Origin of the sequence: Streptomyces sp. NPDC085927, assembly GCF_044540975.1 — a bacterium.
In the GTDB taxonomy this organism is placed as follows: domain Bacteria; phylum Actinomycetota; class Actinomycetes; order Streptomycetales; family Streptomycetaceae; genus Streptomyces; species Streptomyces hirsutus.
In genome coordinates this window covers 268,845-280,998 of record NZ_JBITSN010000001.1, presented here as the reverse complement: position 1 = coordinate 280,998, position 12,154 = coordinate 268,845, and the positions used below count along the sequence as shown (strand labels likewise).

General features: G+C 72.3%; 7 protein-coding genes. 5 read left to right on the top strand and 2 right to left on the bottom strand.

Annotation, left to right across the window (positions count from 1 at the left end):
• Positions 1 to 11 precede the first annotated feature (11 nt).
• The 3 genes from ACIF80_RS01335 (at position 12) to moeZ (ending at position 3,107) form a co-directional block, all read left to right on the top strand.
• Positions 12 to 1,031 (top strand): NAD-dependent epimerase/dehydratase family protein, encoded by a 1,020-nt coding sequence (locus ACIF80_RS01335; RefSeq protein ID WP_399797864.1) that lies wholly within the window; start codon positions 12 to 14, stop codon positions 1,029 to 1,031.
• A complete protein-coding gene (locus tag ACIF80_RS01330; RefSeq protein WP_399797862.1) occupies positions 1,019 to 1,864 on the top strand; it encodes a spherulation-specific family 4 protein in 846 nt (281 codons plus the stop codon). The genes ACIF80_RS01335 and ACIF80_RS01330 overlap by 13 nt, the downstream gene beginning before the upstream one ends.
• 64 nt (positions 1,865 to 1,928) lie before the next feature.
• Positions 1,929 to 3,107, top strand: coding sequence for an adenylyltransferase/sulfurtransferase MoeZ (gene moeZ / locus ACIF80_RS01325; RefSeq protein ID WP_399797859.1), 1,179 nt, complete (start codon positions 1,929 to 1,931; stop codon positions 3,105 to 3,107).
• Between the two features lie 92 nt (positions 3,108 to 3,199).
• Here the strand turns inward: moeZ and ACIF80_RS01320 are convergent, their stop codons facing one another.
• Complete coding sequence (locus ACIF80_RS01320) at positions 3,200 to 4,687, bottom strand: alpha/beta hydrolase (protein WP_399797857.1); 1,488 nt, start codon at positions 4,685 to 4,687, stop codon at positions 3,200 to 3,202.
• A gap of 165 nt (positions 4,688 to 4,852) precedes the next feature.
• Positions 4,853 to 7,693, bottom strand: a complete 2,841-nt coding sequence (locus ACIF80_RS01315) for a YbhN family protein (RefSeq protein ID WP_399797854.1) — start codon at positions 7,691 to 7,693, stop codon at positions 4,853 to 4,855.
• A gap of 198 nt (positions 7,694 to 7,891) precedes the next feature.
• On the opposite strand from ACIF80_RS01315, the gene ACIF80_RS01310 reads away from it, so the two are divergent.
• Both ACIF80_RS01310 and ACIF80_RS01305 read left to right on the top strand, forming a co-directional pair.
• Complete coding sequence (locus tag ACIF80_RS01310; RefSeq protein WP_399797852.1) at positions 7,892 to 8,371, top strand: MGMT family protein; 480 nt, start codon at positions 7,892 to 7,894, stop codon at positions 8,369 to 8,371.
• 219 nt (positions 8,372 to 8,590) lie between these two features.
• Positions 8,591 to 12,082: an ATP-dependent helicase gene (locus ACIF80_RS01305; protein WP_399797850.1), complete on the top strand. Its 3,492-nt coding sequence runs from the start codon at positions 8,591 to 8,593 to the stop codon at positions 12,080 to 12,082.
• Positions 12,083 to 12,154 lie beyond the last annotated feature (72 nt).

The window sequence follows — 12,154 nt, the reverse complement described above, 5'->3', positions numbered from 1 at the left end:
GGAGCCACCCGATGAGAGTCCTGCTGATCGGAGCCAACGGGTACATCGGCCGCTTCGTCGCCGACCGTCTGCTCGCCGACCCGGCCGTCCAGCTCACCGCCCTCGGCCGCGGCGACGACGCCGACGTCCGCTTCGACCTCGCCACCGGCAGCCCCGGCGCACTCACCCGGTTCCTCGACGCCGTCCACCCCGGCGTCGTGGTCAACTGCGCCGGCACCACCCGCGGCGGAGCCCGCGACCTCACCCGGCACAACACCGTCGCCGTCGCCACCGTCTGCGAGGCCCTGCGCCGCAGCGGCTGCGGCGCCCGGCTCGTGCAGATCGGCTGCAGTGCCGAATACGGCCCCAGCCAGCCCAACTCCTCCACGGCGGAGGACGCAGTCCCCCGCCCCGGCGGTCCGTACGGTGTGAGCAAGCTCGCCGCGACCGAACTCGTCCTCGGCTCCGGCCTGGACGCCGTGGTCCTGCGGGTCTTCTCACCCGCGGGGCCCGGCACCCCCGCCGGTTCGCCGCTCGGCCGCCTCGCCGAGGCCATGCGCCGCGCCATGCAGTCCGGCGACGGCGAACTGAAACTCGGCGGTCTCGGCGTCCAGCGCGACTTCGTCGACGTCCGGGACGTGGCCCGTGCCGTGCACGCGGCCTCGCTCTCCGCCGCCCAGGGGGTCATCAACATCGGTTCGGGCCGCGCCGTCCGCCTGCGGGACGCCGCCGCGGTGCTCGCCCGCGTGGCCGGATACGGCGGTGCCCTCCAAGAGCTCGACGGCCCGCCCGGCGCCCACGCCTCCCACGGGGGTCATGGCGGACACGTGGGGCACATCGCCCACACCCCGCATCTCAGGCCGGCCATCGGACACCCGCGCGGCGAGTCCGACCCTCACGCGGCTTCGGTCGCGTTCCCGTACCCGGACGGCTGCGGCAGCTGGCAGCAGGCGGACGTGCGCACCGCACGCGACCGGCTCGGCTGGCGCCCCCGGATCAATCTCGAGGAGTCCCTCGCCGACATCTGGATGGAGGCGGCATGTCGTATCTGATCAACCGGAGCCATCCGAGCGGGCCAGGCCATCCGAGCGGTCCGGGTCGTCCGAGCGATCCGGTCCTTCCCGTCCCTCCGGTCACCGCGGGCGGCAGCAGACCCGGTACGGGCACCGGCGCCGGCACCGGTGCCCGTACCGGCTTCGGAGTGCCCGGCCTGGCGCATCCCCTTCTCGCCCCGGCCGAGTGGAACGCGCTCACCCGCCCGGGAGGCGCAAGCCCGCTGCACTGGGTCGTCCTGGACGTGGCCGACGGACCCGGAGTGCAACCCGACCCGAGCTGCCTGGAAGCGGCCGGCCGCCTGCGCAACGCCGGTGTCCGTATTCTGGGCCGTCTCGACTCGGCATACGGCCTCCGGGACTTCGGCGAGCTGATCCCGGACGCGCACCGGTTCATCGACTGGTACCAGGCCGACGGGTTCCTCCTGGACCGCTGCCCCGCGGACCGCGCCGCGCTCCCCGCGGTCCGGCGCGCGGTCCACACGCTCCGGATGATCCGTGACGATGCCCACATCGTCCTGGGCCACGGGACCCACCCGCACCCCGGCCACGCCGCCATCGCCGACCAACTGGTCACCTTCTCCGGCTCGTGGCACGACTACCGCTGGTCACAGGTGGCCGAGTGGACCGCCGACCACCCGCCCGAGCGCTTCTGCCACTTCGTCCACGGAGTGCCCCGGCCGCATCTGGAGGAGGCACTGCGCATCGCCCGCTGGCAGGGTGCCGCGACCGTCTGGTTCACCGACCGCGACAGCCGCATCAGCCCCTGGGAGACGCTGCCCGGCTACTGGGACGAGGTCGTCTCGCAGGTCGGGATGGGTGTCTCGGAATGAAAAAGGCCATGGCACTGTTGGAGGGAAGAACAACCGTAGTGATTGACCGACCAACGGAGTCCCCGTGTCGTTGCCACCCCTGGTCGAGCCGGCCGCCGAGCTCACCGTAGACGAGGTCCGCAGGTACTCCCGCCACCTGATCATCCCCGACGTGGGGATGGCCGGGCAGAAGCGGCTGAAGAACGCCAAGGTGCTGTTCGTCGGCGCCGGTGGCCTGGGCTCGCCGGGGCTGATGTATCTGGCCGCGGCCGGCGTGGGCACGCTCGGCATCGTGGAGTTCGACGAGGTCGACGAGTCGAACCTGCAGCGACAGGTCATCCACAGCCAGGCCGACATCGGCCGGCCCAAGGCCGAGTCCGCGCGCGACACGATCAAGGGCATCAACCCTTACGTGAACGTGATCCTTCACGAAGAGCGCCTCGAGTCCGACAACGTGATGGGCATCTTCGGCGACTACGACCTCATCGTCGACGGCACGGACAACTTCGCGACCCGGTACCTGGTCAACGACGCGTGCGTGCTGCTGAACAAGCCCTACGTCTGGGGTTCGATCTACCGCTTCGACGGCCAGGCCTCCGTGTTCTGGTCCGAGCACGGCCCCTGCTACCGCTGCCTCTACCCGGAGCCCCCGCCCCCCGGCATGGTCCCCTCCTGCGCCGAGGGCGGCGTCCTGGGCGTGCTGTGCGCGTCCATCGGCTCCATCCAGGCCAACGAGGCCATCAAGCTCCTCGCCGGCATCGGTGAGCCGCTCGTCGGCCGCCTGATGATCTACGACGCCCTGGAGATGCAGTACCGCCAGGTCAAGGTCCGCAAGGACCCCGACTGCGCGATCTGCGGCGAGAACCCGACCGTCACCGAGCTCATCGACTACGAGGCCTTCTGCGGCGTCGTCTCCGAGGAGGCCCAGGCGGCGGCCGCCGACTCCACGATCACTCCCAAGCAGCTCAAGGAGTGGATCGACGAGGGCGAGAACATCGAGATCATCGACGTCCGCGAGCCGAACGAGTTCGAGATCGTCTCCATCCCCGGCGCCCGGCTGATCCCGAAGAACGAGTTCCTCATGGGCAGCGCCCTGGAGAGCCTCCCGCAGGACAAGAAGATCGTCCTGAACTGCAAGACGGGCGTCCGCAGCGCGGAGGTTCTCGCGGTCCTGAAGTCCGCGGGCTTCGCCGACGCCGTCCACGTCGGCGGCGGCGTGGTCGGCTGGGTCAACCAGATCGAGCCGGCGAAGCCGATCTACTGACCGATCGGCCGGCCCCGGACCGCCACCGCGATCCCGGACAGGTCCCGGGCGGGGGCTTCACGCACCACGGGCGCGTGAAGCCCCCGCCGCCGTCATGAGCAGACCTTGCCGTCCTTCGGCACCGTGCCGTCCAGCAGATACGTGTTCACGGTGGAGTCGACACAGTCGCTCCCACTGCCGTACGCGCCGTGGCCCTCGCCCTCCCAGGTGAGCACGATCCCCACGCCCTCGCCCAGCTCGTCCGCCATCCGCTGAGCGCCCTCGTACGGAGTGGCGGGATCGCCGGTGTTGCCGATCACCAGGACCGGAGCGGCACCCGGCGCGCTCACCTCCGGGGTGTCGTGCTGACCGGGGACCGGCCAGTCGTGACACCAGCCGGCCGTGTCCCAGCCGAGGAAGGGACCGAACACCGGCGAGATCCGCTCGAAGTCCGGGAGCAGTTCCTCGGTCTGGGCCGCGGTCATCCGCCGCTTGTCGTCCAGGCACGATATGGCCCGCTGCGAGTGGGTCGTCGTGCCGTACGTCCCCGACGCGGACCGTTCGTTGTAGCCGTCGGCCAGCGCCAGCAGCTCCGAGCCGTCGCCCTCCTCGGCCGCCTCCAGCGCGCTGGTCAGCACCGGCCAGCCGTCCTTGCTGTACAAGGGGAGGACGATGCCGGTCAGCGCCAGCGACTGGGTCAGCTCCCGCCCCTTCGAGGACGTCGGCAGCGGCTCGGCGTCGATCCGCTCCAGCAGCTCCGCGATCTCACGCGACCCCTGCTCGGGGTCCCGGCCGGTGGACTTCAGGTAGTTGTCCAGCGCGCGCTGGAATCCTCGGGTCTGGTTCTCGGCGTGCCCCACCGTGTCGGCGCTCGGGTCGACCACCGCGTCGAGGGTCAGCCTCCCCACCCTCTTCGGGAACAGGTGGGCGTAGACGCCGCCGAGTTCGGTGCCGTAGGAGATGCCGAAGTAGTTGAGCCTGTCGTCGCCCAGGGCCTGCCGGATGCGGTCCATGTCACGGGCGGTGTCGGTGGTCGACACATGGGCCAGCAGCTTGCCGGCCGACTTCTGGCAGCCCTTGCCGAAGTCCGCCGCGTCCGCGAGGTAGGCCTGCTCCTCGGCCGGGGTGTCCGGGGTGGAGTCCACGGACTCGGCCGCCTGGATCTCCTCGTCGTCCCGGCAGCGGATGCCCTCGCTGGCGGCCACCCCGCGCGGGTCCCAGCTCACCAGGTCGTACCGCTCGCGCAGCTTCGAGGCGGTGGTGGCGTAGGAGGGCATCGTGGACACGCCGGAGCCGCCGGGCCCGCCGAAGTTGAACAGCAGGGACCCGAGGCGGTCGTCCCCCGTGGCCTTCGCCCGGATCAGCGCCAGCTCGATCGTCCCGCCGTCCGGCTCCGCCCAGTCCAGTGGCACCCGGAGCGTGCCGCACTGCCATTCCCCACCGGGCGCGGGCGTGTCCCCGGAGGCTTCGCAGCGCCCCCAGTCGATCGCCGTCCCGCCGCTCCTGTCGTGGTCGTCGGAGCCGTCCGGGCCGCCGCCGCACGCTGCCGTCAGCAGCGCGGCACAGGCCGTCAGAGCGGTCCACCGTGCGAAACGCGTCATGTGCCACATCCCCCTCGCGGGCCGTCCGCACCATGCGGCGGATGGCGGTCAAGCCATGGTAGACAGGTCCCGCGTTCACCGCGAAAGCCTGTGGAAAACCCTCTGACCTGCTGCTTCATGGTGTTCGTTGTCTGTCCGCTGTCCGCTGCCCGCTGCCCGCTACAGCTACAACGCTCCCTTGCGGGTGAGGTGGTTGAAGGCCAGCCAGCCCGGGAGCACCGGCAGCCACAGGGTCAGCAGCCGGAACAGCAGCACCGCCGGCGCGGCGACCTCGCTGGGCAGTCCGACCGCGATCAGACCGACCGTCAGGGTCGCCTCGACCGCTCCCACACCACCCGGGGTGGGAGCCGCCGACCCCAACGCGTTGCCCGCGAGGAAGACCACCGCGACACCGGCCAGGCTGATCGACGTCGTCTCGTCGCCGAACGCCTGGACGGAGGCGTACAGGCACAGTACGAAGCAGGCGGTCAGCAGCAGCATGCCGCCGATGCCGGTGACCAGCTTCTGCGGGCGTTGCAGCACATCGAGCATCCGCGGCACGACACCCGCGAAGAGCGATCGCACACGGGTGAAGAGGAACTTCCGCAGGAACGGCACCGAGGTCACCACCAGCACCAGCACCGCCACCGTCAGCAGACCCGCGATGACCGTACGGGACGGCGACAGCGAAGGCGTCTTCTCGGTACCGGTCAGATAGCCGAACGCCAGCAGCATCAGGATGTGGCAGCCCAGGCCGAACAGCTGGGACGCGCCGACACTCGCCACCGCGAGCCCCGGGCGCACCCCGGCACGCTGGAGGAACCGGGTGTTCAGGGCGACACCGCCCACCGCCGCCGGCGCGACGATCTTCACGAAGGAACCGGCGACCTGCGCCGCCACCGTCCTGACGAACGGCACCCGCTCCGGCACGAACCCCAGCAGCGCCAGGGCGGCGGCGAAGTAGCTGGCGGCCGAGAACAGCGCGGCCGCGGCCACCCAGCCCCACTCCGCGTTGGCGATCAGCGGCCCGAACTCGATGTGGGTGAGCTGCGTCAGCAGGAAGTACCCGCCGATGGCGCCGGCGATGAAACTGATCAGCGTGCGCGGACGCACGCGCTCCAGGCGGACCGGTTCGACCGGTGCCTGTGGCCTGATCCGCAGCACCTCGTGCCGGATCTGCGTGAGCAGGTCCTCCTCGCGGGCCTCCTCCAGCGCCTCGTCGAGCGCCCGCTTCTCGGCCCGCTGCTCCGCGCGTACGGCTTTCTTGTCGGGCTTCCCGGCCACGGCGGGTCCGTCGGCCGAGGGCTTCCCGGGGTGGTCCGCGGCCTGCTCCGTGCGCAGCTGCTTGGCCTGCCGGGAGGCATCCAGGACCGCCTCACGCTCGCGCTCGGCCCGCTCCCGGGCGAGCCGGCGCAGCGTCGCGCGCGTGGAGCGGCTCAGCGCGATCGGCTGAAGCATCGGCAGGCAGTCCGCCACGGCGTCGGGGCCGAGCACGCTCAGCGCCGAGGCCACCGCACGTTCGGCGCCCACCCGTAGTCCCAGCGTCACCAGCAGCTGGGAGATGTCCATGCGCAGCAGCACTTCACCGGCCGCGATCTCCCCGGCCCGCAGATCGGTGAGGATCACCGTGCCGGACCGGTCCACCAGGATCGCGTCGCCGACCAGCCTGCGGTGCGCGATCCGGCGGGACTGCAACGCCTGCACCTGACGCCAGGTGTCGCGCAGCAGCGCGTCGGTGATCTCCTCGTCCGGCAGCGAGTCGAGGGTGCGCCCGCCGCTGTGCTCGTAGACGAGCATCACCGCGTCGGGCCCCAGCTCGGACATCGCGATCAGCTTCGGCGCGTTGGCACCGGCCGCGATGGCCGCGTACGCCAGCAGTGCCTCCTGCTCGAGCGCCTGGCGCAGGGACTGGAAGCTTCTGCGGGTGGCGAAGCCGCGCAGGGTCAGGTTGCGCCACGCGCGGTAGAAGAAGCCCTGCGCCTGCTGCTCGCGGTCGACCACGGTCACGTCCAGCGGCGGACCGTCCTCCAGGGTGACGAAGTACCGGCGGCCCCGGTCCCCGGCCTCGACGGCGTCCGGCGCCTCCTGCCGGGACGCGCTCACCGGATGGAAGCCGACGGTCCGCAGGCCCGCCATCAGGGTCTGCCCGGTGGGGCGCACATTGGGCGACCCGACCGCATAGAGAGTGCCGTACGCGACGGTCCAGCCGAGCAGCACCGTCAGGATGACCGAGAACGGAGTCGTGTACCCGGTGACCAGCATCGAGAAGGCATCGAGGAGCAGCACGACCCACAGCACCGCGCGCCATCTGGGTCTGCGGGACATGCCGACGGCCGTCATGTAGGCGATGACGGGTGCCAGATAGCCGTGCACCGGATCGGTGAGGGAGTGGATGTCACCGGGGGAGGGCTGGGTCAGCGCCTCCTGGATCGAGCCGGGGGCCGCCCGCGCGACCCACAGATCGGTGGCGAGTGTCACTCCGTGCGCGAGGACGGCGGCGAGCACACCGTCGGCGATCCGCAGCCCGTCCCGTTTGATCAGCCGTTCGATCGCGAAGGCGACCGGCACGAGGAGGATCGCGATGCTGGAGGCCAGACCGGCGATCTTGATGAGCAGGTCGGGCGCCTGACCGGTGCCCTTGGTGATGTCCTGTTCCAGCCCCGAGGTGGTGCCGTGAGCGAACGCGGCGATCGCCAGCAGCACCCCGATGGCGAGCGCACCCACCAGGAGCCGCATGAGATCGGACGGACGGTGCACGCGCGCGGGGAGGAGGGGTTCGTCGCCCTCGACCTCCTCGACGCGTGCCGGATCGGTGCCGTCCGTGCCGTTCGTGCCGTCGGCGCGATGGGCATCCAGAGCAGCCTGCTTCCCGGCCGCCTCGGTGCCGGCGTCCTTGGTGTCGGCGTTCTGCGGATCGATGGAATCGATGGGTTCGACGTCCTGTGGACCCGTGCGGCCGGGGTCCGGGCGCGACGAAGCGTCAGGGCTGCCCGCCGTGTCCCCGGGGTGCGCACCCTGCTCCGTCATTGCCTCTTCTTGATCTCTTATCACCAGTCACCGCCCGCACGATGGTGGCATGCCGCGCCGCCGCACACGGGCAGCAGGGTCGACGTGCGGGGTCGCACAGTCTGCCCGAAGTGAGGTTCCCGGGCGAGGCGTACGCACGCCTCGGTACGCGTCACATCGCCGGCCGCGTTGTCGGTGGGGTGGTGCAGGATGGGTCGGATGAGCCAGCAGCGCCTTCCGTCCGACACCGGCCCGGAGCATGCGGACACCCTGCCCGAGTACGCCGAGCGGGTCCTCGACGTGGCCGAGCGGATCCCCCCGGGCCGCGTCATGACGTACGGCGACGTGGCCGAGTGGCTGGAGGAGGGCGGCCCCCGGCAGGTCGGGCGCGTGATGGCGCTCTACGGGGGAGCCGTCCCGTGGTGGCGGGTCGTCCGCGCTGACGGGGTGCTGCTGCCGGGCCACGAGCTGAGAGCCCTCGACCACTATCGCGCGGAGGGAACTCCGCTGAAGGAGGCGAGCCGGGCCGCCGACGGGCACCTGCCGCGCCTCGAGATGAAGCGCGCGCGGTGGGACGGCGGCGGGCACGCGGACGACGGCGGGCACGCGGACGACGGCAGGCACACCGGCAGCGGTGGGCACGTGGGGAGTCACATCGGCCGGCTTCCGCCATCGGACGTACCGCCGTGCGACCTGTGAGCCGTGCAGGGGAAACAGGACACGTCCGTGGCATGACGTACGTTCGTGATGCGGGTGACACGAGTGCCGCATGTGCCGGGAGGGAAGAAACGGAAGCTCTGCTTCCATACTCTCTGTCGGCGTAACGTCAACCGCACGTGTCCCCCTCGACCCCGCGGCCACCGCCCTCCACACGCGGTGGAACGGCAACCAGCACACCCACCAGGACCGGCGAACCACGTGAGCTCCTCTTTCTCCACCAATGGCCTGTCGCACCCCCAGGTGCGGCGGGGGAACCGTGGCGCTCATCGACTGGTCCGTACCCCGCCGGCCCGTACATCCCCCCCTCGGCTGGACGCCGCACAGCGCTCCGTGGTTGACCACGGGACCGGACCGATGCTCGTCCTCGCAGGTCCGGGCACCGGGAAGACGACCACACTGGTCGAGTCGGTGGCCGCGCGGATCGCCCGCGGGGGTGATCCCGGACGCATCCTCGTGCTGACGTTCAGCCGCAGGGCGGCGGTCGAGCTGCGCGACCGCATGGCCCTGCGCACAGGGGCCGCGCACGCGCCCCAGGCGACCACGTTCCACTCGCTGTGCTACGCCCTGATCCGCGCCCACCAGGACAGCGACCTCTTCGTCGAGCCGTTGCGGCTGCTGTCGGGCCCCGAGCAGGACGTCACCGTCCGTGAGCTGCTCGCGGGCCAGGTCGACCTGGAACGCCTCGGCCTGGCGCATGTGCGCTGGCCGGACGAACTGCGCGCCTGTCTGACCACCCGCGGCTTCGCCGACGAGGTCCGCGCGGTGCTCGCCCGCAGCCGCGAGCTGGGCCTCGGCCCCGATGCCCTGGACGCCTTCGCCCGCCGCATCGGACGCCCCGACTGGCGTGCCGCGTCCGCCTTCCTCGCCGAGTATCTCGACGTCCTCGACCTGCAGGGCGTCCTCGACTACGCCGAACTGGTCCACCGCGCGGTGCTCCTCGCCCGCCGCCCCGAGATCGCCCGACAGCTCGCCGCGCGCTACGACGCCGTCTACGTGGACGAGTACCAGGACACCGACCCGGCACAGGTGCGGCTGCTGCAGGCACTGGCCGGCGGCGGCCGCACCCTGGTCGCCCTCGGCGACCCGGACCAGTCGATCTACGCCTTCCGGGGTGCGGACGTGAACGGCATCCTGGACTTCCCCGACGCGTTCCCCCGCGCGGACGGCCACCCGGCCCCGGTGGAGGTGCTGCGCGTCGCGCGCCGCTCCGGCGCGGCCCTGCTGGCCGCCACCCGCCTGATCACCCAGCGCATGCCGCTGCCCCGCCTGCCCGCCGAGAAGGTCCGCGCCCACCGGGAGCTCACCCCGGTACGGGACGGCGGCCGGACCGAGGTCTACACGTACCCGACCTCCGGCACGGAGCTGGACAACATCGCCGACATCCTGCGCAGGGCCCACCTGGAGGACGGCGTCGCCTGGAACGACATGGCCGTCCTGGTGCGGGCCGGCTCCCGCACCCTTCCCGCCGTCCGCCGCGCCCTCGCCTCGGCGGGCGTCCCGGTGGACGTCGACGGCAACGACCTTCCCCTGCGCCACGAACCGGCGGTGGCTCCGCTGCTCACGGCCCTGAGAGCGGTGGCGACGGCGGAGGCGGCCGACGGGCCGGAGCAGGAACCGGAGGCTCCTGGGCAGGAGCAGGAGCAGGAGCAGGAACCGGAGGCTCCTGGGCAGGAGCAGGAGCAGGAACCGGAGGCTCCTGGGCAGGAGCAGGAGCAGGAACCGGAGGCTCCTGGGCAGGGGCAGGAGCAGGAGCAGGATCAAGGGCGGAAAAAGGGGCAGGACCAGGGAGCGGGGCCGGAGCAACCCTGCTGGCTCGACACCGAGACCGCGCTCACCCTGCTCACCTCCCCCCTCGCCGGCATGGACGCCGCCGACCTGCGCCGTCTCGGCCGGGCCCTGCGCGAGGAGGAGCGGGCCGCGGGCAACGTGCTGCCGCCGCCCTCGGACGAACTCCTCGCGCGGGCGCTGGCCGAACCCGAGCGGCTGGTCGTGCACGACCCCACCTACGCGCGCGGAGCCCAGCGGCTCGGCGCGCTGCTGCGCACGGCACGTGAGCGCCTGGCGAGCGGCGGCACCGCCGAGGAGGCGCTGTGGGACCTGTGGGACGGCACCCCGTGGCCCGCGCGACTGGAACGCTCCGCCCACCGCGGCGGTGCCGCCGGACGCAACGCCGACCGGGACCTCGACGCGGTGTGCGCCCTGTTCGCGACCGCCGCCCGCGCGGAGGAACGCACCGGAGGCCGCGGCGCCCTGAACTTCCTGGAGGAGATCGACGCCGAGGACATCGCCGCGGACACCCTCACCCGCCGCGCCGTGCGCCCCGACGCCGTACGCCTGATGACCGCGCACCGCGCCAAGGGCCTGGAGTGGCGGCTGGTCGTCGTGGCCGGTGTCCAGGAGGGCCTGTGGCCCGACCTGCGCCGCCGCGGCTCCCTGCTGGAGGCCGACCGTATCGGCCGCGACGGGCTCGCCGAACCGCTCACCCCCGGTGCGCTCCTCGCCGAGGAACGCCGCCTGTTCTACGTCGCCGCCACCCGCGCGCGTGAACGGCTTGTGGTGACGGCCGTGAAGGCCCCCGCCGACGACGGCGACCAGCCCTCCCGCTTCCTGACCGAACTCGGCGTCGAGCCCAAGGACGTCACCGGGCGCCCGCGCCGCCCGCTGTCCGTCGCCGCGCTCGTCGCCGAACTGCGTGCCACCACCGTCGACCCGCGCGTCTCCGACACGCTCAGGGAGGCCGCCGCCCGCCGGCTCGCCCGGCTCGCCGCCCTCGCCGACGAGGACGGCCGCCCCCTGGTGCCGTCCGCCCACCCGTACCGCTGGTGGGGCATGTACGAACCCACCCGGAGCAAGGTGCCGCTGCGCAGCCGCGACCAGCCCGTCGTGCTCTCCGGCAGCGCCCTCGACCAGCTCGCCAACACCTGCGCCCTGCAGTGGTTCCTCGGCCGGGAGGTGAAGGCCGACGCCCCCGCGACCGCCGCCCAGGGCTTCGGCAACGTGGTGCACGTCCTCGCCGACGAGGTGGCCTCCGGGCACACTCCGGCCGACCTCGCCGTCCTCATGGAACGGCTCGACTCCGTGTGGAACGCGCTCGCCTTCGACGCGCCCTGGAAGTCCCAGCAGGAGAAGCAGAACGCGCGCGTGGCACTCGAACGCTTCCTGAAGTGGCACGTCATCGACCGCACCGGCCGCACCCCGGTGGCCAGTGAGCACGACTTCGACGTCCGGCTCGAAGCCGGCGACTACGAGGTCCGCATCCGCGGTCAGATGGACCGCGTCGAAGCCGACGGTGAGGGCCGCGCCTACGTCGTCGACTTCAAGACCGGCAAGCACGCCCCCAGTTCCGCCGAGGTGGCCCGCCACCCCCAGCTCGCCGTCTACCAGCTCGCCGTGCAGGAGGGTGCCGTCGACGAGGTGTTCGACGGGACACGGCCCGGGACGGGCGGCGCCGAACTGGTCCAGCTGCGCCAGCCGGCCCCCAAGCGGGACGGCGGAGAGACCCTGCCCAAGGTGCAGGCCCAGGAGCCGCTGGAGGGGGAGCAGGGGGAGTGGGTCGGCGACCTGCTGGCGACGGCCGCCGGGAAGGTCCTCGACGAACGCTTCACCCCGAGCGCGGGGCAGCACTGCGCCCACTGCGCCTTCCGCGCCTCGTGCAGCGCCCGCCCCGAGGGCCGGCACGTGATCGAGTGACCGGGACCGGATCACCGCGGCGGTGCCCACGCCCTCGTGAGGCGCACGAGGGCGTGGTGCACGCCCCGCAGG